Raw genomic sequence first — 24,851 nt, 5'->3', positions numbered from 1 at the left:
ATGTATTCCGAGACCGAAGATCTGATCCGCGCTCTGGCGCAAAATGCAGAGAGCGTGTGTCGTGCCTACCTTCCCGCCGGACGGCGGGAAGGGTCTTACTGGATCGTGGGCGATCTGCGGAACAACCCTGGCCGCTCGCTCTTCGTGCGACTGACTGGGCCTGCATCCGGGCCGGGAGCGGCCGGCAAGTTCACCGACGGCGCCACGGGCGAGCATGGCGATCTCCTCGACATCATCCGCGAGCGAACCGGGATCTCCCGCTTTCCCGATCTCCTTGCCGAGGCCCGGGCGCATCTGGGCCGTCCGCAGCCGGTCCTCCCGGATGCGCCATCCCCAAAGAAGGCCATGGCCCCCGGCGGCACACCAGCGGCGGCGGCCCGCTTGTTTGCGGCCTCGGTGCCGGTCGCAGGCACGCTTGCAGACAGCTACCTCCGCGCCCGGGGTTTGACCCAAGGCGGCATGACGAGTGCGCTCCGCTTCCACCCGAAGTGCTGGCATCGGGAGGAGGGCCAGACCCGGAGCGTCGCCAGACCGGCGCTGATTGCTGCGGTCACCGATGGGGCAGGGGCCTTGCAGGGTGTGCATCGTACCTGGCTGGCACCTGACGGACAGGGGAAAGCGGGCGTCGAGACGCAGCGGCGGGCCATGGGTCACCTCCTCGGCAATGCCGTCAGGCTGATCCCGCATGACGACATCCTCGTCATCGGCGAAGGCATCGAGACCATGCTGTCCCTTGTCGAGGCAGTGCCCGGCCTTCCCGTCTGGGCGGCACTGTCGTCGGGTCACCTCGGGGCGGTCCTGCTGCCGAAGGGGGTGCAGCGCCTCTACATCGCCATCGACCGCGATCCGGCCGGGCGCGCAGCGGCGGAAAGGTTCAGCGCTAGAGCACTTGATGCCGGGATTGCCGTTCGGGTGCTGGAACCGCGGCTCGGGGATTTCAACGATGATCTCCGGGCGAACGGCAAGGAGGCACTGCGCCAGCATCTGGCATGTCAGATCGGGCCAGAGGATCAGCATCGCCTGTCAGGCTGATCCGCATCGCGCAGGGGGCAGTCAGGGAGTGCGGGGCAGGGGGGGTACGGATCCCTGTCATGGTTCTGGATCGTCGCTTTGCCTCTTTCCGGGCAATCTCATCCACCCGTCACCCGAGCGGCCTTCAAGAGATGGGCAGGCGGCCGTCAAAGGTGCCGCCCCTTCAAGGACGGGGGGCGACTGATTTCCGCCGGCGGGGACAAGCCCCGCCTTTGCATCGCGAAGCAAATCAGCCGCCCCCCGTCCTCCTCCACATGCGTTCCGGCCCCGAAGGCGGGGTGAAGGAGCGTCCCCCGTGACGGCTTTCGCAGCCCAGAAGGCCGCGCGGGATGTCGCGCGGACGAGATAGGCCCGGAGGCAAGAACAGATGACGATCCACACCCACAACGACGCGTATGAACCCGCCCACACCGCGTCCCAGACCGCCCATGCGCTCGACGAGCTGCAGCTCTATGGCTACCGCCCCTTTGACGAGCCCGATCCGCGCCCGATGCCCGATGGGCAGCGCCTTGCGGTCGCCGTCGCCGACATCTTCGATGCCCTCGTCGCGACCCTGGAAGACACCCGCATGGAACCCGACCTCGAAGAGGTGCTCTGGGGCCAGGTCAACCTCTTCCACCGCGCCACAGCCCGGATCGAGCGATCGCTCGACGAGAACGAGCAGGCGCAGCGCCGCCTCCAGCGCGAGCAGGACGGCTCCGAGGTGAAATCCACCGAACTCGAGCGCCTGACGGCCGAAGGCTTGACCCTGGTTGAGCGTCGCAACTGCATGGACATGATGCGCGATCACGCCGCGACCGAGTTCGTCCATCACACGGGCTCCACCTGGCGGCCTCGCACCGGCTCGATGGTGAACCGCCAGCACATGACCGCAGCGCTGATCGACAGCCGCGACTTCCTGGCCGCCAAGCGCCGCGCGGAAACCGAGGTGATGCTTCCCGCAGGCCCCAAGGTTGCCCTCACCGGTGGGAGTGACTTCAACGATCACCGTCTGATCTGGGGCAAGCTCGATCAGGTCCGGACCAAGCATCCCGACATGGTGCTTTTGCACGGTGGCAGCCCTAAGGGCGCAGAACTCATTGCCGCCAAATGGGCCGAGGCCCGGGGCGTGACTCAGGTGGCCTTCAAGCCTGACTGGACCAAGCACGCCAAGGCCGCGCCCTTCAAGCGCAACGACGCCATGCTGGATGTCCTGCCCGTGGGCGTCCTCGTCTTCCCGGGCAATGGCATCCAGGAAAACCTCGCCGACAAGGCCAAAAAGCTGGGCATCCCGGTCATGAAGTTTGAGAAGGGGGCGTGAGCCCCCTGTTCCCCTCGCGGGGAAATCGAGGTGGAAGCGCAGACTTCCACCTGATATTGTGGAGAAAACCTCAGTCGATCACTACATGTACCACAGCCCGATCCAGCTCGATGTCTTCCCGACCGACGTGCAGATGCGCCGGATCGATCCGGCGCGCAACATGCGTCGCTTCTATCGGCTGAGTGTGCAACGCGACCTCTTCGGTCGCGCCAGCCTCGTGCGCGAGTGGGGTCGGATCGGCTTTCGGGGGCAAATGATGGTTGAGACCCACCCCGACGAAGGCAAGGCCATCACCGCGTTGATGAAGCTCGCAGCGGTGAAGAAGCGGCGGGGCTACGAAACCCTGCATTCCTGCGATTGGACTTGATCGCAGTGATTGCGATGATTACATCCTTCTCAGGAGGACATCATGGCAAGTATCACCATCCGGAATCTCGACGATGACGTGAAGCGTCGCCTTCGCATCCGCGCGGCAGAGCATGGCCGTTCGATGGAGGAGGAGGCGCGCGAGATCCTGCGCCACGTCGTTGGCGAGGCAAAACCCAACCACGATCTCGCCGCGGCGATCCGCGCACGTGTCGCGCCTCTGGGCGGCATTGATCTGGACCTTCCGCAGCGAGAGGCCATGCGTGAGCCACCCGCATTCGACCGGGTCTGACGCATGATCATCCTCGACACGAACGTCATCTCCGAGCTTTTGCGCCCGGCCCCCGAGCCCAGGGTCGAGCAGTGGCTGTCGGCTCAGGACGGACTCAACGTCTACCTGACCTCGATATCGGAAGCGGAGCTGCGCTACGGCCTCGCAATCATGGAGAACGGCAGGCGCCGAGCCGCGCTGATTGACGCGGTGGACCGAATCCTGCGCGAGGACCTCGCCGGACGCATTCTGCCCTTCGACAGCAGCGCCGCGCAGTCCTACGCCACCATCGCCGCCGCACGCCGCGCCGTCGGGCGACCGATTGCCCTGGCCGATTGCCAGATCGCATCCATTGCCCACGCCTGCGGCGCCACGGTCGCCACGCGCAATACGCCCGATTTTGAGGGTTGCGAGATCGACCTGATCAATCCTTGGGCAGCCGCATGAACGCTGTGGCCCCTTTCTTTGGAAGTTTCTCCGAGGTGATCGGCCTCAAGCTGCCCGTTGCGGCATTTGGACGTTGTCAGCAAATGCTGCGACCGAAGCGCGCATTCCAGATATTCGTGCTTAGGCCGAATTCCCGGATCAAATCTGGACTTCCATTAGGATATGCCGTCTCTTGTTTTGCCTCGCGAGTTCGCAACGTGGGCCGCCGACGGGGGAAGGTCTTGCAGCCACGTTTTAATACGCAGACAAGTTCATTGGGTCGCTCCGGGGAGGGAGCCTCAGTGATTGGTGGCCAAGGTTTCGGATACAAGCTGCAGGAAGTTGCGAGACCGTTCTTGGAGAATTACCAAGATGAATGAGGCTGACACATGCAGAAAGTTCGTCGTCCCGAAGCTGCAGGAAGCAGGCTGGGATGATCGCCCGCACGCGATAAACGAGCAGAGAACTTTTACTGACGGCCGAGTTGTATTTGTCGGTGGCAAAGCTCGACGTGGCAAGCAAAAGCGCTCAGACTATCTTCTCCGATATAATCCGGATTTCCCGATCGCCGTCGTTGAGGCCAAATCTCGCTACCGGCACGCTGCGGAGGGCCTCCAACAAGCCAAGGAATATGCAGAAATCCTTGGACTTCGGTTCGCGTATTCGACCAATGGGATCGAGATTGTCGAGTTCGACTACACGACTGGCATCGAGCGAACGATTTCGGATTTCCCGGCGCCTGGTGACCTTTGGGCTCAGCTCCGCCGCGCCGAGGGCATTGTCGACGACCAAGTGGCCGAACGGCTGCTGACGCCCACCTTTCCAGACCGAGCCAAACCCCTTCGTTACTATCAGGAAATCGCGGTGAACCGCGCGGTCCAAGCCGCCCTTCAGGGCAGGAAGCGGGCCCTCCTCACACTGTGCACCGGAGCGGGCAAGACTGCCGTCGCTTTCCAGATCTGCTGGAAGCTATGGTCAGCACGCTGGAACTCAAAAGGGGTCAACCGAAACCCGAAGATCCTGTTTCTCGCTGATCGCAACGTCCTGGTCGACGATCCGATGGCAAAAGACTTCAGCCCATTTGGCGACGCCCGTCACAAGATCGCTGGCGGCATTGCGGTCAAGAGCCGCGACATGTATTTCGCAATCTACCAGTCCATCGCGCGTGACGAGAACCGTCCCGGCCTCTACCGAGAGTATGCGCGCGGTTTTTTCGATCTCATCATCATTGACGAATGCCATCGGGGCAGCGCCCGCGACGACAGCAATTGGCGGGAGATCCTCGAGTGGTTCGAGCCTGCGACACAGATCGGGATGACAGCGACGCCGCGGCGAGAAGATAACGTCGACACCTACAACTATTTCGGCGATCCGCTCTATGAGTACAGCCTCGCGCAGGGCATCGCTGACGGCTTCCTGGCCCCGTATCGCGTCCATCGCGTCATCTCGGACTACGACGCCGCCGGATGGCGACCGACGCGGGGTGAGCTTGATCGTTATGGGCGCGAAATCCCCGACGCCGAATACTCCACGCGTGACTTCGAGCGGGTCGTGGCGCTGCGTGCACGAACGCAGGCCATTGCGAGACATCTCGCGGGCTTCATGGCCGAGACCGACCGCTTCGCCAAGACCATCGTCTTCTGCGTCGACCAGGAGCACGCGCTCGAGATGCGGCAGGCGCTCGCCGCTCTGAACACCGATCTCGTGAAAGACCATCCCGACTACGTTTGCCGCGTGACGTCCGACGAAGGCGATGTGGGAAGCGCGCACAGGGCGAAGTTTCAGGATGTCGAAACCCAGACGCCGGTCATTCTCACCACGTCGCAGCTTCTCACGACCGGAGTGGACGCCCCAACCTGCAAGAACGTCGTGCTCGCGCGGGTCGTGGGCTCGATGCCCGAGTTCAAGCAGATCATCGGGCGAGGCACCCGCCTCAGGCCCGACTACGGCAAGCTCGCCTTCAACATCATCGACTACACGGGAACAGCGACACGCATGTTCGCCGATCCTGCCTTTGACGGCGATCCCGTCCGCGAGGACGAAGCGGTCATTAATGCAGACGGCGACATCGTGGAAGAGCGCGAGATCGAAGAAGTGGCGCCGGATCCGGACGATTTTCCTGAAGGGCCCGACATCCCGGATGGACCGGTCGAGCTGCGAGACGAGGGCGAGAACGGGCCCCGCAAGTTCTATGTCGACGGCGGCGAGGTCGCGATCGTCCGGCACCTCGTGTACGAACTCGATTCTGACGGCCGGCAACTCGCCTGCCGCCAGCTCACCGATTACACTGGCGACAAGGTCCGCACACTCTATCCCAATGCGTCGGAACTGCGCACGGACTGGCTCGATCCCGAACGCCGGGCGGAAATCGTCGAGCGGCTCGAGGAAAAGGGCATCGACCTCGGTTCCCTCGCTGATGCAGTCGGAAAGCCAGAGGCCGACCCGTTCGATCTCCTTTGCCATCTCGCCTATAACGCGCCGCTGCGCACCCGGCGCGAGCGCGCTGACCGTCTGGTGAGGGAGCAGGACGAGTTTCTGGACCGCTTCGGGCCGGATGCCCGCGAGGTTCTGGATGCCGTGCTTGAAAAATATGCCGAACATGGCAGTGCCCAGTTCAAGCTGCCCGACATCCTGGAAGTGCCCCCGTTCAACGAGTGGGGCAACGTCATAGAAATCGCCGCCCGCTTCGGCGGGGGCAAGGAGCTGCGCAGCGCCGTCACCGAGCTGCAGCGTCTGCTCTACACCGCTTGAATTGAAGGAGCTCTATATTGGCTACAACCGCCCGAAAGAAGGCTGCGCCGAAGCAACTGACCACTGCCCAGCGTCTCGACAGCATCATCAAGTCCGCCCGCAAGATCATGCGGAAGGACAAGGGGCTGAACGGCGACCTTGATCGGTTGCCGATGCTCACCTGGATAATGTTCCTGAAGTTCCTCGACGACATGGAGCGGATCGAGGAGGGACGCGCAGAACTTGCGGGCAAGGATTATCGCTCGATCATCGAGGCCCCTTATCGCTGGCGCGATTGGGCGGCGGATGCCGATGGCATCACCGGTCCCGACCTCCTGTCGTTCCTCGTTTCCGAAATGACCGAGCGCCCGGACGGCACACGCGGCCCGGGGCTCTTCGCCTATCTCCGAGGCTTGCGCGGCGACAATGGGCGGCGCGAGCGGCGCGACGTGATCGCAACCGTCTTCCAGGGCTTCGCCAACCGGATGGAAAGCGGCTACCTGCTGCGCGACGTGGTCAACCTGATCGACGGCATCCATTTCGATTCCTCGGAAGAAGTTCACACACTCGGCCGCCTGTACGAGACGCTGCTGCGCGAGATGCGCGACGCTGCAGGAGACTCGGGCGAGTTCTATACGCCCCGGCCGGTCGTGCGGTTCATGGTCGAGGTGACCGATCCCAAGCTGGGCGAGACCATCCTCGACCCGGCATGCGGGACCGGGGGGTTTCTGACCGAGGCGTTCCTGCATCTTGAGCGCCAGGCCGACACGGTCGAGAAACGCCGCATCCTGCAGGAGGACACCATCCGGGGTGGTGAAGCCAAATCGCTGCCGTTCCTGCTGTCGCAGCTCAACCTCCTGCTGCACGGCCTACATGCCCCGCGCATCGACCCCGGCAACGCCCTTCGCTTCCGCCTGGCCGAGATCGGCGAGGATCAGCGGGTTAATGTCATCCTGACCAATCCGCCATTCGGCGGCGAGGAGGAGGCAGGCATCCTCAATAACTTCCCCGAGGACCGGCGCACGGCCGAAACGGCGCTGCTGTTCCTGCAACTGATCATGCGGCGGCTGAAGCGCGCCGGGCGTGGGCGGGCCGCGGTCGTCGTTCCGCACGGCACGCTGTTCGGCGATGGCATCTCGGCGCGGATCAAGGCGGACCTGCTCGAGAAGTTCAACCTGCACACGGTGGTCCGGCTGCGTGAAGGGGTGTTCGCGCCCTACACGGACATCCCGGCAAACCTGATCTTCTTCGACACGACCGGACCGACGAAAGACATCTGGTACTACGAGATGCCGCTGCCGGAGGGCCGCAAGAAGTACTCGAAAACCGCGCCCATGGCCTATGAGGAGTTTGCGGACTGCCTTGCCTGGTGGAAGAAGCGCGAGCCGAACGAGCGCGCCTGGAAGGTCTCGGCCGCTGACCTGATCCAGCGCGACGCGCAGGATCGCGTTGTCGCCTGCAACCTGGACATCAAGAATCCGCATTCCGGCGAAGTCGCGGATCACCGCGCACCCGCCGAGATTGTGGACGCGATTATCGCACAGGAACAGCGGATCCTCGACATCATGGACGAGATCAAGGCCGTGCTGGCGGAGCGGGTGTAATGGCCGCCGCAATAGTTCCGCTCTCAGACCTGTTGTCACTGGTTTCTGATCCTTGCCGCGTCGATCCACGCGGCAGCTACCCAAACCTCGGGATCTACAGCTTTGCCCGCGGCGTCTTCGGCAAGCCACCGATCGACGGCGCCCAGACAAGCGCTACCACGCTCTACCGTGTGCGGAGCGGCCAGTTCATTTACAGTCGGCTTTTTGCGTTTGAGGGAGCTTACGCCATCGTCCCCGAGGAAATGGATGGCGTCTTCGTCTCGAACGAATATCCCACCTTCGATGTCGATCAGGACCATCTGTTGCCTCGATACCTGTACTGGTTGTTCCAACGCCGTGACGTGTGGCGGCAGGTCGCTGTCGGCGCCAAGGGAATGGGCGACCGCAGGCAACGTGTGCACCCCGACAAGGTGCTGAGCTGTCGGATCGACCTTCCGTCCCTTGGCGACCAGCGCCGCATCGTCGAAAAGCTCGACCGGGTCGCGGCGCTGGTGGACGACCGCCGCAACGCCATCGAGGCGGCCGAGCGCGAGACGCAGGCGTTGCTGCTGAAAGCCTTCCAGCGCGCCATCGATGGCGCCCCCCTGCGCCCCATGGCCGAGGTCGCGCCGCTGGTGCGCCGAGAGGTCGAGATCGAAGCCACCCGGGAATACACGGAGATAGGCGTCCGCAGTTTCTACAACGGAATATTCCACCGCCGGACGATGCTTGGTTCTGAGTTCAGTTGGCAGAGCCTGTTCTGGGTGAAAGAGGGCGATCTGGTATTCAGCAACCTCATGGCTTGGGAAAGAGCTATCGCCGTTGCGGAAGCGCATGACGAGGGCACAGTCGGAAACCACCGCATGTTGACTTGCGAGGTCAATCCGAAGTTGGCGACGCCAGGATTCCTGATGGCCTATTTCAGAACGTACGAGGGCTTCTCGAGCATCGTTGGGCACTCGCCCGGCACGATTGCCCGCAACAAGACGCTGTCATCCAAGAAGCTTCCGACGATCCTCGTGCCGACGCCGCCGTTGGAGACCCAGAAGTGGTTCGACCGCCTGCGGGCAAAAGCGCAGGAAGCCCGCACCATCCGCGCCAACACTGCGCAGGATGTGGACGCCCTGATTCCGGCCATGCTGCACGAAATCTTTGATGGTAGGGCGAAGGCCGCATGACGGTGGGCCGGGACGATCAGCCCGATCTGCCATCGGACCTTTCTGATCTCGACTTCGTCGGTCATCTGCTGGCCGACCTTCATGACGACCTGCCAGGGAAGGTCAGCCGTTTCCGGATGCTGACCGATCTGGGCGGCCAGATGGGGCGATCCGGGACGATGATTTTCGGTGGCTATGCGGCCTATCACGCCTGGGTCGAAGCGCGTTCGTCGTTCGTGCACGGCAACTATGTGGCGACGATCCTGCTGTGTCAGGGGCTCGTGGAGCATCTGCTGGCGGCATATCTTCACGCCGGGCTTCTGGTTGAGGACATTCCGGATCGCATCCAGTTCGCCGACACCCTCCGCCGCTGCCGAGAGCGCGAGGTAATCTCTGATGAAGACGTCACCGACCTTCGCCGCATGATGGCGCTGCGAAACCCGCTGTCGCATTTCCGGCATGTCGATGACGGCAGCAATCTTGATCGTCGCAGCATCGATGAGAGCAGATCGGCGGACGACCTGCTGCGCCACGACGCGATCTTTTCGATCGGTCTCGCCGTTCGGATGCTATCGAGACCCGCGTTCCGGCTCGGGTAGCAGTCAGTGCAGGCCGAAAAGCTTGAGCTGTCGTGCGACGCGCAGTTGGTCGCCAGGCCGGATGACAGCGCCGGGCCGTGCGAAACCACCTTGAGGGCGCAGAACCTCTATCTCGCGAGCTGCGGACAAGCGTTGAAGAGTATGAGTGATGTCTTTATTTGTCGCAGCGGTCTTGTTTCCGATCAAAACGTAAGCATTCGCGGAGGGCCGTCTGGCTGTTGAGCGGGCAGAACGTTTATCGAGTGTCCTTATGGACGCACACGAAGACACTCGCCGTATTCAAGTTTTGTCGGTCTCTGATACCGGCCGTCGTCGGCGTTGGACGGATGACGAGAAAATCCGCATCGTTGAGGAAAGTCATGGCGGTGGCGTGACTTTGGCTGAGGTCGCGCGGCGCCATGATATTTCGCGATCACAGCTTTACGATTGGCGATATAGGCACAAGCATGGGCTGCTTGGGGCTATGCCGCAATTTTTGCGCGTCCTTCAGGTAGCAGACTGTTCTGGCCCTGATGATGTTCCAGCGCCGCCAGCGCCTGTATTGACGATCGACCTTGGCCCTCGGTGTCGTGTGACGATCCCCTCCGGCTTTGACATGGAGGCTGCTGCGCGTCTGCTCAATGGCTTGATGGTGCGGCCATGATTGCGTTTCCGGCTGGCACGAAGGTGTGGATTGCAGGTGGCGTGACGGACATGCGGCGTGGAATGAACACCTTGGCTTTGGCGGTCCAGCAGGGTCTTGGGCGTGATCCGCATGCGGGTGAGATCTTTTGCTTCCGGGGTCGCAAAGGTGATCTGGTAAAATTGCTGTGGCATGATGGGGTCGGCATGTCGCTGTATGTGAAACGCCTCGAAGCAGGCAAGTTTATTTGGCCTGTGAGCCAGGGTGGCACGGCGGTAGCGATCTCCGCAGCCCAGCTCGGCTATCTTCTGGAAGGGATCGACTGGAGGAACCCGCGCTGGACGCAAAGGCCTGAAAGAGCTGGATAATTTGCACAGAAGCGCCTGTTTTTATTGGCCTTTCGCCGTGTTCATGATAGGCATCTGCCATGTCAGATGCCGCCTTGCAAATCGCCGAATTGCGCGCCGCACTTGCTGCGCAGACTGCCTCGGCTGAGGCTGCACACGCCCGCGCAAAGGCAGCGGAAGCCGAATTGGCGCAGGCCCGCGCCTTGGCATCCTGCACGGAAGCGATGATCCAGGAATTGAAGCTGGAGATTGCCAAGCTGCGGCGCGACAAATACGGCATCTCCTCCGAGCGTCGCGCACGGCTGATTGATCAGCTGGAATTGCAGCTTGAAGAATTGGAAGCAGCTGCCACCGAGGATGCGCTGGCGGCTGAAGTGGCCGCTGCTGCGGACACGACCAGCACGGTGCGTGCCTTCACGCGGCGTAAACCGGTGCGCAAACCCTTTCCAGACCATCTGCCGCGTGAGCGTGTTGTGGTCGAGGCGCCGACCAGCTGCACCTGCTGTGGTTCCGACCGGATCGTGAAGATGGGCGAAGACATCACCGAGACGCTTGAAGTGATCCCCCGCCAGTGGAAGGTGGTCCAGACAGTGCGGGAGAAGTTCACCTGCCGGGCCTGCGAAAAGATCAGCCAGCCGCCGGCCCCGTTCCACGCCATTCCGCGCGGTTGGGCAGGGCCGCAGTTGATCGCGATGATCGCTTTTGACAAATATGGACAGCACCAGCCATTGAACCGGCAATCCGAACGGATCGCACGGGAGGGGATTGAGCTTAGCCTGTCCACTCTGGCTGATCTGATCGGTCATGCCTGTGTGGCACTGGCCCCGATCCATGCGCTAATCGAGCGTCACGTGCTGGACGGCGGCCGTCTGCATGGCGATGACACGACCGTGCCGCTGCTGGCCCGCGGCGGCACGAAGACGGCGCGGCTCTGGACCTACGTGCGCGATGACCGTCCTTGGGATGGGGGTGCGCCACCTGCCGCCCTCTTCAAGTTCTCGACAGATCGTCGCAAGGAGCATCCGACCCGACATCTGGCTGGATGGCATGGCGTGCTGCAATCGGACGTCTATGGCGGCTACAACGATCTGTATCTTGTGGATCGCAGTCCGGGACCGGTGCGTTCTGCGCTGTGTTGGAGCCATGCCAGACGCAAGTTCTTTGAATTGGCTGACATCAAAGCCATCGCCCGCAAGGGCAAAAAGATTGCAGAAGAAATCTCGCCTATCGCTCTGGACGCTGTGACGCGGATCGACGCCATCTTTGATGTCGAGCGTGAGATTAACGGCCTGTCAGCCGCAGCGCGCCTGGGGGTTCGCCAGCAGCGGGTTGTGCCGCTGGTCAACGATCTGCATGACTGGATGCGGGCCGAGCGGGCCCGGATGTCAAAGCACAACCCTGTCGTCAAGGCGATCAACTACATGCTGGACGAAGAAGGCCGCTGGGTAGCCTTCACTGCATTCCTTGATGACGGGCGCCTCTGCCTGACCAACAATGCTGCCGAACGCGCCCTGCGCGGCATCGCATTGGGCAGAAAGTCATGGCTATTTGCAGGGTCCGAGCGCGGTGGTGACAGGGCGGCCTTTATGTATACCCTCATCGTCACGGCAAAGATGAATGACATCGATCCGCAGGCATGGCTGGCCGATGTGCTCGCACGTCTGCCGGACATGCCGATGTCACGGGTGCATGAATTGCTCCCTTGGCATTGGAAAGCCGCAACCGAATTGAAGAGGATTGCCGCATGACACTGGTCGCGCGCCTCAAGGTCACACTGTCCGACGTCGAACCTCAGGTGCTGCGGCGCTTTGATGTGCCACTCAAGATCAAGCTAAACCGCCTGCACGAGGTGATCCAGGCGGCCATGGGATGGACCGACAGTCACCTCTATGAGTTCCGGGCCGGTGGCGTCGGCTGGGGTGTGCCTGATCCTGACGGCTATTACGATGGCCCGCTGCCCGCGAACAAATCCAGCCTGCTCGATGTGCTCGAAGATGTCGGCACCAAGACCATCCATTACATCTATGACTTTGGCGACAACTGGCACCATGTGATCAAGGTCGAGAAAATCGATGATGCCATGCCGGGTGCCGACTACCCACGCCTTGTCAGGGCCACCGGTGCTTGTCCCCCTGAAGATGTGGGTGGCTTCCCGGGCTACGCCGACTTCCTCGAAGCCATGGCCGACCCTGAGCACGAAGAGCACGACCGGATGCTGGAATGGTATGGGGGAAAGTTCGACCCCGACGAGGCAGAGATCGGCCGTATCCTCGACAACTTCGAGCGCCTCGCCAAAAAATGGGCCCCAAAGCCGCGCAAACCAAAAGCCGCACCCAGAAGCCTCTGATCAATATAGCACGGCTGCGGCCTTCGGCGGATGCTTACATCAAAACTAAGAGTTCGCCGAAGGCTAACGGCCCGCCGCCGGACAAATCGAATATCAGCTTGGGCAATTCCTCCTCAAGTTCACGTCGCATGTTGCTCCGATCGATCTCACCGAACTCGAACAGAGATTCTTCCGCAGTTAGACGTGCATCAAAGCCGAGCCCAAATAGGCTACCGCGACCAATGTGCCTGAAGGTGTTCTTCAGCGCCCAGTGTACCGAAAGCATCTTGTCCCGAGCTGCCTGGCTCTGGGACAAGTGGGCTATCATCATGTGGCGATTATCACTGCTCGAAAACATCATGAATGGAGTGAAAAACCGCGCGCCGGAATAACGATGCATCTGTGCCATCAGCGCGCGCTGCGCCATTGCGCGGCCAGGCTGCCCACTCAGCTTCCACTCCTGCCACATGCGCAAGAATGGCTCGGTGACACCGAACTGGCTAACTACGGGGGCTGGGTCCCCTTCACCTTGGAGGTAGTTCAGAAGCGCGTCGATCGAGAAGGTCAGTATCACTTCGGCCTTCGGAAGGTTGTCAAAAATTGTTCGGATGGATGACATTGGTACATCTGCATAACCAAACTGATCCAAGACGAAGATCGCACGTCCCTGCCTTTGTCGACGCTTAATATCTGCGATCACCAGAGGAAGCAGTTCCGTAAACTGCTTGTGGTGCAGTGCAACGCTCTTACCCAGCAAGTCGCGAAACTGACTGCCCAAGATGGTTTGCCGAAGGAACTCCACGTGTTCGCGGTTCTCATCACCGAAGTGATAGACTGCATCGATGGACAACGGCTTCTGACGACCTTCATTCAGCCTGACGCCCGCATTGAAGATGGCATTTAGGATGACCATCGGACTTCCTAGCCGTTTCTCCCCACTGCGATCATACACCCCGCCGCCGCAGAATCCGTCGATTAGAGTAATGTTTAGGTTGTCCATCCGAGGGTCACGGACGACGGTGTCGAAATAGACACACAGGTACTCTTCAATGACCTGAAGCTTTCGATCACTGTGTTGTTCAATTCTCGGAAGCGGGTGCCCGACAGACCAAGAGAAATTGTTAACAAGCTTTCCCGACAATGAGTTATGCTCTCAGCTGGCTTAGAATAGCTTCCGGAACGATCTTCCAGGGAAAGCCATTCCACTCTGCACCATCTAGGAGGCGCCCGCCCGACTTCGGCCGGGCGCCGCCCCATTGCTTGAAGAAGAACGCCACGTCGTCACGATCGCAGATGTCACGAAGCTGGCGGGCCCAGCTTTCGTCCATTGGTCGTGCCCGAGGCCCGCTCTCCCCCCCGACGATGGCCCACGCGACGCCCTGTAGATCAACATCCCCGATCGGTCCGAGCAGCGGCTCGAATGAGATGAAGCGTGCGTCGGAATTGATCTGCTTCAGGTGCTCGATCCGGCTCGTGTGCGCCGCGTCCTCGACAGAAACGCCAAGCCAGATGTGGCGAGGGACCGACCCACCATCATACCGTCGCCGGACGTAGTTGCGCATGAGCGAACTGCGCTTGGTTAGCACTTGGTAGACGTGCCAGTCCGCCTGCTCCATGGTGTCGAACACCGCGTCGACGAATTTTCGGTCGATGTCCTTGTGAAAGAGGTCGCTCATCGAGTTTACGAAGATCATCCGCGGCTTCTTCCAGAGCACGGGCTGCTTCAGCCTTGACGGCCAGAGTGTCAGGTCGAAGCCCTGCTCGTAGGGGTGTCCGGCAATTCCGCGCCAGCGCTCTGCAAACCGCTCGGCATAGCAGTTGTCACAACCGGGACCGACCTTAGTGCAGCCCGTCACCGGGTTCCACGTCGCGTCCGTCCATTCGATGTCTGACTTCTGTGCCAACTGCTCGTCTCACACTTTTTTGGAATGATAGCATATGGTCGGATCGGCACAAAGCACGAACAGCTGCAGTGGCGAAATTGGTCGCGAGCTGGAGCAGAACCGCGGCGGAGAATGTACCCAAGACGGTTCATGAAGGAGTCAGTGGGACCTATCCCTTCTTCAGCCGAAGTCAAAGTTCGAGCCAGTACCGCGTATGCCGCCGCTCCCCAGTACGGCTAAGCGCACCCATCTCCACCAGGTCCTGCAGATCGCGGGTCGTGGTGGCGCGTGACGTGCCGGACATGGCGATATAGTTCTCGGCGCTGAGGCCGCCTTTGAACCCGTCCGGTCCTTCGCGGAACATGCGGTCTATCACTTTGGCCTGCCTGTCGTTCAGCCGATCACGGAACTGGTCGTAGAACTTCGCCTTGGCGATGAAGAAGGCGACCCGTGTCAGTGTCACCTGCTGCGCCTTCAGAACGATCTCGGCGAACCAGATCAGCCAGCCAGTGACGTCCAGCGTTTTCTGGTGGGTCTCGAGCTGGTCGTAGTAGGCCTTCCGTTCCCGTTCGATCGTATAGGACAGCGCGATCAGGCTCGGCTGCCCGATGTTCTGGGCGAGGGACTTTTCTGCGAGCGCGCGGCCGAGGCGGCCATTGCCATCCTCGAAGGGGTGGATGCTTTCAAACCAGAGATGCCCAAGCGCCGCGCGGGATAGTGCCGGCAGGGGCGTTGGACCGTCTGGCGCCGTTCGGTTGAACCAGTCGACGAACACCTCCATCTCGCCTTGGACCTGCGCCGAGGGTGGTGCCTCAAAATGCACTGTCTGTCGGTCGATCCTGCCGGAGACGATCTGCATTGCGTCAGCATGCCGCCGATAGGCACCGATGGTCTCGAGGCCGCGGTCATGGGCCAGAAGCATCCCATGCCAGCGGCTGAGGGTCTCGTGGGTCAGAGGCGTGGCGTAGTTCGAGTAGACGTCGACCATCATCTCCGCGACGCCGTGTTCCCTGGGCCTCGATGGTGCGCCGTCAGCGGTCAAGCCGAACTGACGCCGGAGGGAGGACTGCACGCTGGCCCTGTCCAGCACCTCTCCTTCGATGGCGCTTGTCCGCATCGCCTCTTCACTGAGAAGTTCGATACGCAGGCGGTCGCGTTCGTCGCCGTTCACATGGCGGACGGCACCTAGGATCTCGCCGGATGTCAGCAGGAACCGCCGCTCAAGAGGTTCGACGGCAGCGCTGTCGTACCGGAAATTCGGCCAGTCGGGTTGCGTCCAGTTCCAGCGCATGAGCTATAGGATCCATTTCTATAACTCACAATACTAACAAATCCTGAGGCATGAAAGCGAATTCTATGCATCAACCGAGTGCCGGCGTCTAACCGGCTGGGCGTCTCCACGCTTCAAGCGGCCTGCACCATGGGCTCGTAGCGCACTTCGGCCATGGCCTCGTTGATCCATGCTGGTTGCAGATCGCCGTTATTCCACTGGTAGAGATAGCCCACGAGGGCGTCGGTCTTCTTGCAGAGGATGCGCATGATGGGTTCGCCTGTCAGGCGGGCTGTGTTGGACATAATCGGCTCCTCTACCTGGACCTCTGCACCGGGAACAAGGAGGCCACTCTATCCTTGGCAGGGTTGTTAATGACTGGTTTCTGCAACTGCAAGATGAACGGGCGCTTTCGGGAAAATTGTGATCAGGCGCATGGCGGAAACACGCCCGAACAAGGGGTTAATGGTCGTCACCTTCACGCGGCACCGCAGCATTGGCGGCGATCTCGTGCAGGATCGTGTCGATCTCAGCCCAGACGCGGGGCTCGACCTGGCCGCGGATCAGGGTCCATTTGCTGAGGACATCGAGGGGGTCTTGGGCGCGGAGCAGCAGCGTGAGCGTGGGGGCGTCGACCGCAAGCGAGGTGCGCGCGCGCCATTCGGTGATCCGGGTCCGCTGCTCTTCGGAGGGTGCAACGAAATCCGGCTCGAGCGTCCAGTTTTTGACTGCCCGGCGCAGGGCAGCGCGGATCACATGGGCAGGATCGACGCCGCAGTCGATCAGGGCTTCCTCCTGTCGCTCCAGCGCATTCACTCGGATGTCGATCTTCCGTGTGGTGGCGATGCGCCCGGCGGGTGCTGATGGTCTCTCAGCCTGAGGCATTGCTGCCTCGGTTCGGACCGGAGCAGCCGGCATTGACGAAGAGAGTGTCACGATCGGCTCCTGCTGCATCGACACCGTAGCCTGCGCCGGTCTTGCCATCACTGGGCCCCGACCGGCCAGCATACGCCCGTCCTCCCTTTCTGGGTCTTCCTCGCCCTCCGAACGAAGCGCAGCGGCGTAAGACGGATCGGGCCGCGTGATGGTCGGGATCTTCTTCCTCACCGCCCCATCCTCACGCGGCGAGGATGTTGTTGAGAATGTCGGTCGCTTCCTCCAAGGCCTCGACCACATGGCGCACATGGGGGCGCATGAGGGGGTTGGGATCGGCCTGCTTCTGCAGCGCCACAGCGTGCAGGAGGCCCTTCTCGTCCATCTCCTTGTAGACATTGCGGCGCATCATCACGGTCTCGACCACCGGGAACCGTGCGATCGCCGCCTCGATGAGGGCGGCATCTGCGCGCGTGGTCTTGGGATCGACCATGTTCAGCACGACGTGATGGCGCGGTAGGCTTTCGGGGTCATCGACGCGGGCACGCAGTTTCTCGAACCAGTCGGCGGTCTGGGCGCCGACATCGAGGTCGGAGGTCGAGAGCATCACCGGGGTGACGATATGATCGGCCAGAACGGCGATCCCGTCCGACCATTCGGCCCCGACTCCTGCCGTATCGATGAAGATGAAATCCGCCGAGTCCGCTGCGTAGACCTGCTCGATCCGGCGATCCACGGCGCCCACGCTCTCGACGCTCGCCGAGCGCAGGAGCGGTGATCCCAGCCCCGCAGCTTCCGCCCGCTTGTGCCAGGTGCCGAGCACGCCTGTGCTGTCGGTATCGATCAGAAGGACGCGACGGCCGGCGGCAACAGCAGCACTGATCAAGGCGCGCGAGAGCGTGGTTTTCCCACTCCCCCCTTTCCGGGCCATCGTGGCGATGACCACGAGATTGTCGTTCGGCATGGGGTGGAGACTTTCGGCAAGGATGGTTAAACACGACGATAATGCGTGAATGTCGCTAGACGGTTGAGTTGCGCGCGTCAAGCGGAAGACGTGATGCGCCCCGCCAATGAGCGGAATCCAGACGACGCGATCCATGAAACAGCGGACGCGAGACACGGAACACGAAGCGGGGTGCAGCAAGCGTGCTCCACTTCCCACCCTCCAGAGGGCGCGATGCAGGGAACACGGGACGCGCGACGTGTGACGGGATGCGGACGTCATGCTGCGCGATGCGGGATGCGCAGGCCATTTGCCACTTGCCAGACGACGCGGAGCGGGGCGCGCAAGACGTGCTGCAAAGGACGCGATGCGGGGTGCACTGCGCGGGAAACGCAGTGCGGAAGACGCGAAACGCGATGCAATGAGCGCCCTGCGCGATGCATTTGACAGAGGACGTCAAATCGGCCCCGTGGGCCGATTTTCTACATTGAGTACAAGCCCTTGGTGCCTTCTCCGCTTGTGCTGGGAGAAGGCGGGCTTGTACGAAGTTGGCAAGAAATAGGAACGTATACTTCACATGGGGCACAGTCGCAGACTGACCGATCAGGAGCGCCGTCAGATCGTCCGGGAACGGGCGAAAGGCGTCTCAGTTGGTGCGATCAGCGCAGCGCTGAAGGTTTCGCCTAAGACCGTCTACAACGTCCTCAGCCGGGGCCGATCCGCCGTCTCGGCCAACGACAGCCGCACCCGTGTGCTGACCATGCGGGTGACCGATCGTGACCTTCGCGGCTTCGATGCAGTTCTCGCGCGGCGCGGGATCGCGCATCGTTCGGACGCCATGCGCTGCCTGATGCTCGCGGCCGACGATCTCCTGCGACCGGACGACGGCATGACAGATGAACTGAAAGGGCTGAGCGCGGCGCTGAACCGTGTCGGGAACAACGTGAACCAGGTTGCGCGACGCCTGAACGAGGCGAAGCTCAAGGGAGAGCGGCTGCCCTACACGCCCGCCAGCCATGCCGAGATCCGTGATCTCGCGGTGCTCGTCTTCGACATGGCCGACCAAATTCAGGAGATGTTCCGCGCGCGCCGCCGTGCGCTGGACCTCGAGGTCACCAAGGCCCTTGCCGGTCTGGCTCGGCAGGGAGCCGAGCATGGCGCGGAGTGAAGCGCGCGGTGTCAGCCCCGCCCTCTTCGATCGCGACTGGAGCCGGGTCTCGGCCAGCTGGCAGGGGCTGGCGAAAAACGCCGAGATGGTCCGGGCGGCGCGGGGCTATTCCCCGGCCATCTTCAAGCCGATCTCGAAAGGCGGGTGCCACACAGGCGCGCAGCTCAAGGCCCAGCTGACCTACCTCACCACCAAGTCGAGCCATATCCTCGACAGCCGCGGCACCCATGATGGCAAGAAGACCCTGACCGAGGCCGAGATCGACCGGGTCGTGCGGCGCTTCGAGAACCAGTGGGGCGAGCGGCACAGCCCGAAGCTCGGCCACACCTCGCATCTTCTGATGGCCTTTCCCGTCGGCACCAGCGGCGAAGAGGTGTGCGCGATCACGGAATCCATCTGCGAGAAGTTCTTTCAGGGTGAGGGGTCGCAATTCGACTATATTGCTGCAATACACCAAGATCGTGCGCATCCACATGCGCATATCGTTCTGAACCGCCGCAGCAAGGATGGCGAAATGTTCTTTCTCAGGAAGGATCACCACTTCAACTACGACGCCTTCCGGCTGGCGATGGTCGAGGCGGCGCAGGTCCACGGGATCCGGCTCGAGGCAACACGGCGTCTTGACCGGGGGGTCACGACCTACCATGCCGAGATCGACGAGGTCTACAAGGCCCGTGACGAAGGCCGACCGCCCGTCGAGCGCCAGCGCACAGGCGCTGATCTCGCGGCAGCCCTGGAGACGGTGGCGCGCAATGCGCTGACCTATCGAGGTCTGGCTGCCGAGGCGTCTAGGTCGAACTTCGACGACGTGGCCGAGGCGCTCGAGCGGGCCAGCACCATTCTTGCCAGTGGCGGTCAGATTCAATCTGACGGAGCCATCTACATGTCCCAAGACGAAACAGCCTTCGACACGCTGATCACCGAGTTTTCCCAGAACATCCGCCAGATCGAGGCCGCGATCGACCGGGCGCCGGCGGCCGAGCGGCCGGAGATCGAGCGCAAGCTCACCGATGTGCTGGCATCGGTCGCGCATCTCAATCCGCTCGGGGACCGCTCGGCCGCGCTCCTCGACGAGCCGTCTCGGGACGGCGTCTATGCGCGGGCCAACATGCGCGAGGACCAGATGGGGCGCCTCGACGACGATGCGGTGAAGACGCGCCTCAGCGAGGCGCTGCAGGGCACGGGTATTGATCCCGAAGCTGTAGCCGCCCGCATGCGCGAAGGGGCCGGCAATGCCGCGCTCGAACGGCAATGGCTGGCGCAGGATCTTCGCGCCATCGCCAAAGCGGGCGATCTCGATCTGGAGAAAGGCGAGGACCGCGAGGAAGCACTGGACCGGCTGGAAGCCGTCCATGTCCGTTTGGGCGACACCCTGACCGATGCGCGCATCTTGCGGGCCGTCGATGAAGTGGACGACACCGGGGATGACCCGGTTGCCTTGGCTGAACGGGTGACACTGCCTGAGCGCGAGCGTGCGGCGGGCGAACCTGACATATTCGCCGCGTCCGAGCGCCGGGATTTCCAAGACCTCGTTGCCCAGTTCCGCCGGACGAATTTCGACCATCCCTTCTCGGACGACCCAAGCGTGCGCCGAGCCGGTGCCGTCGAGGTCGAAGAGGCACGCGCCGCCTTCAACGCCTTCGCGCAACGGTCGTCCGATCATGCCGAACTGGCGTCGATGGCCTGGGACAAGATCACCGACAGCCGCAAGCCGCAGGAGTTCGCCGTCGACGAAAAGGACCGCAGGCTCCACGCCGGTGACATGGACCTCGCGCTGCGCGATCCCATCCAGCATCTCGGGCCGATCACGGAAGACGACCGCACCCTCGCGCGCTACCGCGCCGAGATGCCGGACGAAGAGTTTGGGGCGGCGGTCCAGGAGGAAATCAACCGTCTGCGCGCCATGGGCGCATCGCGCGCCTATATCAGCGAGCGGAGCTTCGACATCGAGGATCAAGCGCGGCAGGACTATGCTGAACGGCGCTTCATGGCCGAGACTGCCCCGGATGTGCTGACCTACCTGCAGCGGGCCGAAGCCGATGATGTGAAGCCGCTCTCAGATACCGATGGGCAGCGCCTCGCCGCCCAGATCGACCGCAACCTCACGCCGAACGCGGTGACGGCCCTGCGCGCGGGCCACGCCGATGTGCTCGAGAAGTTCACCGAGCACCCGCTGCGACAGCTGGAACTCGCCAAGGCCTATCTGGAGAGCAGCGAGGTGACAGCCCACGGCCCAGCCATGGAGCGGGTGCTGGATGCCCTGGCCGAGGAACAGATCGAGGCACAGCGTGCCCGCCATGCTGCAGCCCACGGCGAAAAGGGGATCACCCATGGATAAGGGCAAGATCGCGGGTGGCATCCTGAGCCTGACCCTGATTGGCCTTGCCATCGGCTATGTCGTGGCAACGGGTTATCTCATTCTGCGCTATGGGCTGTCGACCGAGCGCATCGATTTCACCTTGCTTGCACGGGAATACCGCGCATTGGGGTCCAGCGCCCCGCGCGACTTCGTCTGGGTGAACCTGATCCTTGCTGTGTTTGGTCTGGCGGCGTTTCTGCTCAGCATCACGCTTCTGGGCGAGGCGCTGACCCGCTTCGGCACGACGCATTGGCAGACCCGGGGCGAGATGAAGCGCAACGGCTTCTTCGCCAAACCGGGCGGCGGCTTCCTTCTGGGCAAGCTCGGCCCCCCGAAATCGAAGCGCCCCTTCCTCGTCTCGAAGACCTTCCCACACGCACTGATCGTGGCACCCACGGGTCGGGGCAAGGGCGTGGGCTTCGTGATTCCGAACCTGCTCACCTACAAGGGCTCGGCCGTGGTGCTTGACGTGAAGGGAGAGAACTTCCGCGAGACATCGCGCTTCCGCGCCAGCATGGGCGACAAGGTGTTCCGGTTCGCGCCGACCGACTGGGACCGCCCGACGCATCGCTACAATCCGCTGGCGCGCATTGCCGCCATGACCAACCCTGACCGGCAGCAGATGGAACTGAAGCTCACTGCGAAGCTCTTCCTGCAGACCGACAACGAAAAACTGAGTGGGCTTCTGGCAGGCGGTATCGACCTCTTCGTCGCGGCCGGTCTCTTGGCCTTCGAGCGCGGCGTGCCAACCATCGGCGAGATCTACCGCATCACCGCCTCAGGTGGTGACAAGCAGAAGGAATATTTGAAGCGAGCGCAAGAGGTGAAGAACACCTCGGCCAAGCTGATCTTCGAGCGCATGGCCTCGACCAACAACGACACACTGACCTCGTACCTGTCGCTCCTGATGACCTCGGGTCTCGACACCTGGGACAACCGTGCGATCGACGCGGCCACCGCGACCTCGGATTTCTCCTTCCGGGACATCCGGCGTCGGCCACACGCAATCTATCTCGTGGTCGAGTCCGAGATGATCCGCCCCCTGGCCCCACTGATCCGGCTTTTCTTCTCGGACCTGATCGCCTCCCTGCAGGCGCAGGAGCCTGGGGACGACGAGCCTTGGCCCGTGATGATCATGCTCGATGAGTTCGACCGTCTCGGGAAAATGCCGATCGTCGCCGAAAGCATAAAGACGCTGCGCTCCTTCGGCGGCAACCTCGCCATCGTCACCCAGACCATCCCGGCGCTGGACGAGATCTACGGCGAGAATACCCGCCGCTCCCTGCAGGGCGGCGCGGGCGTGAAGCTCTACCTCACCCCGTCCGAGCAGAAGACCATCGAGGAGCTGAGCCAGGCCGTGGGCAAGACCACCAAGCGCGTGATCACCCGCTCCCGTGCGGTCGGGCGCAACCCGTTCGAGGGACGCAGCGTCTCCGAGCGGACAGAGGACACGCCGCTCCTGACCGAGGATCAGGCCCGGCGCATGGACCTCGATGAGGTGATCCTCGTGATCGACGCTCAGATGCCGATCCGAGCACGGCGGATCAAGTACTTCGAGGACCCGGCGCTGAAGGTGCTACACGTGGGTCAGGCGGGGAGTTTCCCGTATCCGGATGAAGACGGACTGCGGCGTGATCGGCAGATGACCGAGACGCGGGAGACCGTGGAGAAGCTGAAGCAGGAGTTGCAGGAGGTGCGGGCGGCTGCTGGGGCGCAGGGAGCTGAAACTGTAACGAAGGTTGCCAACGAAACACAGCTCCCAAAGCCAGTACCGTCAGGTCGGGCTAGGGGGAAGGCTGCACGGGCTGCGGCTGGTGGCAGTAGTTCGGGACAGCTGTCGTTCGATCTGGCCAGGTTGGGGCTCAAAGAGGCTGACGGGCGCGAGTTGGCGGCGGCGGTTCAGACGACTCGGGCCATCATTGCTGAGTATGCGTGATCGGCCCATACCAGCCGATCACGCCACACCGTTGCTGCGAAGCAGCGCTCCATAAAACTGCCGCTCGACTGGCATTGCAGCAAGGTTCAATTCATCTTGGTCGCAAGCCATAGGTCGCGGGCGTTTTCGTATACAGCCCTGCGACTCACGATAGAGGTCTGGATCTGGCTGCTGTCCCGAATTTGCGGTAGAAGAGTTCTAGCTAGCGAAAGGTGAATCTATGCCATCCATGACTAGGGAGCAGCTTGTTGCTGCGATCGCGGCAGACCGTTTCGGAGCGATTTCTATAGACACGACCGTCTTCGATTCAAAGCAGTGCAACTTTCGGAACGCGGCTCTTCGATCACTGTCGCAGTTCAAGGATAGCGCTATTCAGGTCGTAGTCGTTGATTTTATAGCAAGCGAAATGCTCGCGCATCTGGAGGAAAAGGCCGTAACCACGCAGCGCACGTTGAAGTCGGCTGTCAGGCAGCAAAACTTGAGGTGGCATAGAACCCAGCCGGAAGGTGAAGCTGATGCGCTACGCCTCACTTCATCGGCGACAGAATTCGCACGCACCGAACTAGACAGCTTCTCCGACCATGTGGGCGTGCAATTCCTCGCAGCATCAGATACACCTGATGCGATGCAAGAGATGTTCCGCAGGTATTTTGCGGAAGAGCCGCCGTTTGGCACATCGGACACAAGGAAATACGAATTTCCAGATGCGGCGGCCCTCCTGCGATTGGAGTTCTTTGCAAAGCAAAGCAAGAGTTTGGTGCTGTGCATCGCGCAAGATAAGTCTTGGCAGGACTTTGCCAAAACCTCGGAATATCTGGTAACTGAATACCCGCTCGAAGAGGTGCTCGCTGTGTTCAGCGAAGCTGCTGCCCATCAGGATCTAGCGCACGAAATCGTTCGGATCTGGAAGTCTGGGGAGGCCCCAGATTTCGCACAACACGTCACAGACGCTATCGCGGAACGGCTGGAGCTTGCTGACTTCGAAATCGAAGCAGATAGCGGACCGCAGTTCGAAGCGCATCCCTACAGTGCAGATCTGGTGGACATTGACCTGACAAGTCTGACGCCGCCACTCGTTTTGGCCGCGACCGACACGACCGTCACCTTTTCGATCCGTTTGAAGGTCACTGCGGAATTCTCTGCATCTTTCGAATTTTACGCATGGGATGGGATCGACAGGGAAAGTATCAGCCTCGGTAGCGAGATAGCCCAGACCACCGACGAGATCACACTAACACTCACGATTATCGCAGAGCGCGACGTTTCTGACGGCATCGATTACGAAGAAGTTGAGGTCAGTTACACGCCTTTCACGGTAGACTTTGGCTATGTTGAGGCGTTCCCAGGCGAAGATCCGACCCACGAGAAATACTAAGTGCAGCGTCGGATACTCAAAGCCCTCAACGGACTAGGATTATTTGGATCTTCGCGGGCTGTATTGGTTGGCAGATATCAACCTCGAAGTCCCTTGGTCGCCTGTCGCAACCCCCACATTATTGCTTGGTATGAGCTGGTATCCGGTAAGCCTCCGGGGGCGGCCGTCTGAACTTGTGTTCGCTCCGATGGTAAGTCCGCCCTTATGTCCGACTTTATCAACCGCCCTCAAATCGAAGTTCTGTCTGCTGCCGATGGTGAACGCCGCCGGTATTGGTCGGATGAT

23 protein-coding genes are annotated in these 24,851 nt (G+C 61.8%); 17 read left to right on the top strand and 6 right to left on the bottom strand.

The window, feature by feature from the left end; genetic code table 11:
* The 13 genes from Q7J44_RS12780 to Q7J44_RS12720 all read left to right on the top strand — a co-directional run bounded on the left by Q7J44_RS12780 (position 1) and on the right by Q7J44_RS12720 (position 12,780).
* Positions 1-1,032 (top strand): toprim domain-containing protein, encoded by a 1,032-nt coding sequence (locus Q7J44_RS12780; RefSeq protein ID WP_304880473.1) that lies wholly within the window; start codon positions 1-3, stop codon positions 1,030-1,032.
* Positions 1,033-1,399: 367 nt separating this feature from the next.
* Positions 1,400-2,332 (top strand): DUF2493 domain-containing protein, encoded by a 933-nt coding sequence (locus Q7J44_RS12775; RefSeq protein WP_304880472.1) that lies wholly within the window; start codon positions 1,400-1,402, stop codon positions 2,330-2,332.
* A gap of 85 nt (positions 2,333-2,417) precedes the next feature.
* Entirely contained in the window at positions 2,418-2,699 is a 282-nt protein-coding gene (locus tag Q7J44_RS12770; protein ID WP_304880470.1) for a WGR domain-containing protein, read from the top strand.
* 42 nt (positions 2,700-2,741) lie between these two features.
* Complete coding sequence (locus Q7J44_RS12765; protein ID WP_179907625.1) at positions 2,742-2,990, top strand: plasmid stabilization protein; 249 nt, start codon at positions 2,742-2,744, stop codon at positions 2,988-2,990.
* Between the two features lie 3 nt (positions 2,991-2,993).
* On the top strand, positions 2,994-3,416 hold the full coding sequence (locus Q7J44_RS12760; protein ID WP_304880465.1) for a type II toxin-antitoxin system VapC family toxin: 423 nt from the start codon (positions 2,994-2,996) through the stop codon (positions 3,414-3,416).
* A gap of 351 nt (positions 3,417-3,767) precedes the next feature.
* The gene (gene hsdR, locus Q7J44_RS12755; protein WP_304880463.1) at positions 3,768-6,146 is read left to right on the top strand and encodes an EcoAI/FtnUII family type I restriction enzme subunit R; all 2,379 of its coding nucleotides are present in this window, start codon (positions 3,768-3,770) and stop codon (positions 6,144-6,146) included.
* 17 nt (positions 6,147-6,163) lie between these two features.
* The gene (locus tag Q7J44_RS12750; RefSeq protein ID WP_304880461.1) at positions 6,164-7,729 is read left to right on the top strand and encodes a class I SAM-dependent DNA methyltransferase; all 1,566 of its coding nucleotides are present in this window, start codon (positions 6,164-6,166) and stop codon (positions 7,727-7,729) included.
* Entirely contained in the window at positions 7,729-8,886 is a 1,158-nt protein-coding gene (locus Q7J44_RS12745; protein WP_304880459.1) for a hypothetical protein, read from the top strand. The genes Q7J44_RS12750 and Q7J44_RS12745 overlap by 1 nt, the downstream gene beginning before the upstream one ends.
* Complete coding sequence (locus tag Q7J44_RS12740) at positions 8,883-9,464, top strand: hypothetical protein (RefSeq protein WP_304880457.1); 582 nt, start codon at positions 8,883-8,885, stop codon at positions 9,462-9,464. Before Q7J44_RS12745 ends, Q7J44_RS12740 begins: the two co-directional genes overlap by 4 nt.
* Positions 9,465-9,714: 250 nt before the next feature.
* Positions 9,715-10,107 carry a transposase gene (locus Q7J44_RS12735; protein ID WP_107755219.1) on the top strand — a complete coding sequence of 131 codons (393 nt, stop codon included), beginning with the start codon at positions 9,715-9,717 and terminating at the stop codon, positions 10,105-10,107.
* Entirely contained in the window at positions 10,104-10,454 is a 351-nt protein-coding gene (tnpB, locus tag Q7J44_RS12730) for an IS66 family insertion sequence element accessory protein TnpB (protein WP_107755220.1), read from the top strand. Before Q7J44_RS12735 ends, tnpB begins: the two co-directional genes overlap by 4 nt.
* A 59-nt stretch (positions 10,455-10,513) precedes the next feature.
* Complete coding sequence (locus tag Q7J44_RS12725; RefSeq protein WP_304880454.1) at positions 10,514-12,181, top strand: IS66 family transposase; 1,668 nt, start codon at positions 10,514-10,516, stop codon at positions 12,179-12,181.
* The gene (locus Q7J44_RS12720) at positions 12,178-12,780 is read left to right on the top strand and encodes a plasmid pRiA4b ORF-3 family protein (protein ID WP_107755222.1); all 603 of its coding nucleotides are present in this window, start codon (positions 12,178-12,180) and stop codon (positions 12,778-12,780) included. The genes Q7J44_RS12725 and Q7J44_RS12720 overlap by 4 nt, the downstream gene beginning before the upstream one ends.
* A 34-nt stretch (positions 12,781-12,814) precedes the next feature.
* Here Q7J44_RS12720 and Q7J44_RS12715 read toward each other — a convergent pair whose 3' ends face one another.
* The 6 genes from Q7J44_RS12715 to Q7J44_RS12690 all read right to left on the bottom strand — a co-directional run bounded on the left by Q7J44_RS12715 (position 12,815) and on the right by Q7J44_RS12690 (position 17,749).
* On the bottom strand, positions 12,815-13,900 hold the full coding sequence (locus tag Q7J44_RS12715) for a three-Cys-motif partner protein TcmP (protein WP_304880449.1): 1,086 nt from the start codon (positions 13,898-13,900) through the stop codon (positions 12,815-12,817).
* Positions 13,901-13,904: 4 nt separating this feature from the next.
* Positions 13,905-14,663, bottom strand: a complete 759-nt coding sequence (locus Q7J44_RS12710; protein WP_304880448.1) for a DUF5131 family protein — start codon at positions 14,661-14,663, stop codon at positions 13,905-13,907.
* 169 nt (positions 14,664-14,832) lie between these two features.
* Positions 14,833-15,933: a Fic family protein gene (locus tag Q7J44_RS12705; RefSeq protein WP_304880446.1), complete on the bottom strand. Its 1,101-nt coding sequence runs from the start codon at positions 15,931-15,933 to the stop codon at positions 14,833-14,835.
* A gap of 113 nt (positions 15,934-16,046) precedes the next feature.
* Complete coding sequence (locus tag Q7J44_RS12700) at positions 16,047-16,217, bottom strand: hypothetical protein (RefSeq protein ID WP_018065929.1); 171 nt, start codon at positions 16,215-16,217, stop codon at positions 16,047-16,049.
* 157 nt (positions 16,218-16,374) lie between these two features.
* Complete coding sequence (locus Q7J44_RS12695) at positions 16,375-16,797, bottom strand: hypothetical protein (protein WP_304880443.1); 423 nt, start codon at positions 16,795-16,797, stop codon at positions 16,375-16,377.
* Between the two features lie 232 nt (positions 16,798-17,029).
* Positions 17,030-17,749: a ParA family protein gene (locus Q7J44_RS12690; RefSeq protein WP_304880441.1), complete on the bottom strand. Its 720-nt coding sequence runs from the start codon at positions 17,747-17,749 to the stop codon at positions 17,030-17,032.
* Between the two features lie 556 nt (positions 17,750-18,305).
* Between Q7J44_RS12690 and Q7J44_RS12685 the strand changes: the two genes are divergently transcribed.
* The 4 genes from Q7J44_RS12685 to Q7J44_RS12670 all read left to right on the top strand — a co-directional run bounded on the left by Q7J44_RS12685 (position 18,306) and on the right by Q7J44_RS12670 (position 24,566).
* Entirely contained in the window at positions 18,306-18,896 is a 591-nt protein-coding gene (locus Q7J44_RS12685; protein ID WP_304880439.1) for a helix-turn-helix domain-containing protein, read from the top strand.
* Positions 18,883-21,234: a relaxase/mobilization nuclease domain-containing protein gene (locus Q7J44_RS12680; RefSeq protein ID WP_304880437.1), complete on the top strand. Its 2,352-nt coding sequence runs from the start codon at positions 18,883-18,885 to the stop codon at positions 21,232-21,234. Before Q7J44_RS12685 ends, Q7J44_RS12680 begins: the two co-directional genes overlap by 14 nt.
* On the top strand, positions 21,227-23,191 hold the full coding sequence (locus tag Q7J44_RS12675; RefSeq protein ID WP_304880435.1) for a type IV secretory system conjugative DNA transfer family protein: 1,965 nt from the start codon (positions 21,227-21,229) through the stop codon (positions 23,189-23,191). Before Q7J44_RS12680 ends, Q7J44_RS12675 begins: the two co-directional genes overlap by 8 nt.
* 220 nt (positions 23,192-23,411) lie before the next feature.
* Entirely contained in the window at positions 23,412-24,566 is a 1,155-nt protein-coding gene (locus Q7J44_RS12670; protein ID WP_304880433.1) for a PIN domain-containing protein, read from the top strand.
* Positions 24,567-24,851 lie beyond the last annotated feature (285 nt).

The organism is Pseudotabrizicola sp., from assembly GCF_030656345.1.
GTDB lineage: Bacteria > Pseudomonadota > Alphaproteobacteria > Rhodobacterales > Rhodobacteraceae > Pseudotabrizicola.
Note: the sequence above shows the minus strand (reverse complement) of the source record. Positions and strands in the feature narration are given on the sequence as shown.

What these genes read in the sequence shown, in the direction of transcription:
- Q7J44_RS12745 (WP_304880459.1), top strand. Translation starts at nt 7,729, where the DNA reads ATGGCCGCCGCAATAGTTCCGCTCTCAGACCTGTTGTCACTGGTTTCT.
- Q7J44_RS12690 (WP_304880441.1), bottom strand. Translation starts at nt 17,749, where the DNA reads ATGCCGAACGACAATCTCGTGGTCATCGCCACGATGGCCCGGAAAGGG.
- Q7J44_RS12680 (WP_304880437.1), top strand. Translation starts at nt 18,883, where the DNA reads ATGGCGCGGAGTGAAGCGCGCGGTGTCAGCCCCGCCCTCTTCGATCGC.
- Q7J44_RS12760 (WP_304880465.1), top strand. Translation starts at nt 2,994, where the DNA reads ATGATCATCCTCGACACGAACGTCATCTCCGAGCTTTTGCGCCCGGCC.
- Q7J44_RS12725 (WP_304880454.1), top strand. Translation starts at nt 10,514, where the DNA reads ATGTCAGATGCCGCCTTGCAAATCGCCGAATTGCGCGCCGCACTTGCT.
- Q7J44_RS12780 (WP_304880473.1), top strand. Translation starts at nt 1, where the DNA reads ATGTATTCCGAGACCGAAGATCTGATCCGCGCTCTGGCGCAAAATGCA.
- Q7J44_RS12695 (WP_304880443.1), bottom strand. Translation starts at nt 16,797, where the DNA reads ATGCCTCAGGCTGAGAGACCATCAGCACCCGCCGGGCGCATCGCCACC.
- hsdR (WP_304880463.1), top strand. Translation starts at nt 3,768, where the DNA reads ATGAATGAGGCTGACACATGCAGAAAGTTCGTCGTCCCGAAGCTGCAG.
- Q7J44_RS12770 (WP_304880470.1), top strand. Translation starts at nt 2,418, where the DNA reads ATGTACCACAGCCCGATCCAGCTCGATGTCTTCCCGACCGACGTGCAG.
- Q7J44_RS12700 (WP_018065929.1), bottom strand. Translation starts at nt 16,217, where the DNA reads ATGTCCAACACAGCCCGCCTGACAGGCGAACCCATCATGCGCATCCTC.
- Q7J44_RS12670 (WP_304880433.1), top strand. Translation starts at nt 23,412, where the DNA reads ATGCCATCCATGACTAGGGAGCAGCTTGTTGCTGCGATCGCGGCAGAC.
- Q7J44_RS12735 (WP_107755219.1), top strand. Translation starts at nt 9,715, where the DNA reads ATGGACGCACACGAAGACACTCGCCGTATTCAAGTTTTGTCGGTCTCT.
- Q7J44_RS12675 (WP_304880435.1), top strand. Translation starts at nt 21,227, where the DNA reads ATGGATAAGGGCAAGATCGCGGGTGGCATCCTGAGCCTGACCCTGATT.
- Q7J44_RS12720 (WP_107755222.1), top strand. Translation starts at nt 12,178, where the DNA reads ATGACACTGGTCGCGCGCCTCAAGGTCACACTGTCCGACGTCGAACCT.
- Q7J44_RS12740 (WP_304880457.1), top strand. Translation starts at nt 8,883, where the DNA reads ATGACGGTGGGCCGGGACGATCAGCCCGATCTGCCATCGGACCTTTCT.
- Q7J44_RS12765 (WP_179907625.1), top strand. Translation starts at nt 2,742, where the DNA reads ATGGCAAGTATCACCATCCGGAATCTCGACGATGACGTGAAGCGTCGC.
- tnpB (WP_107755220.1), top strand. Translation starts at nt 10,104, where the DNA reads ATGATTGCGTTTCCGGCTGGCACGAAGGTGTGGATTGCAGGTGGCGTG.
- Q7J44_RS12775 (WP_304880472.1), top strand. Translation starts at nt 1,400, where the DNA reads ATGACGATCCACACCCACAACGACGCGTATGAACCCGCCCACACCGCG.
- Q7J44_RS12705 (WP_304880446.1), bottom strand. Translation starts at nt 15,933, where the DNA reads ATGCGCTGGAACTGGACGCAACCCGACTGGCCGAATTTCCGGTACGAC.
- Q7J44_RS12685 (WP_304880439.1), top strand. Translation starts at nt 18,306, where the DNA reads ATGGGGCACAGTCGCAGACTGACCGATCAGGAGCGCCGTCAGATCGTC.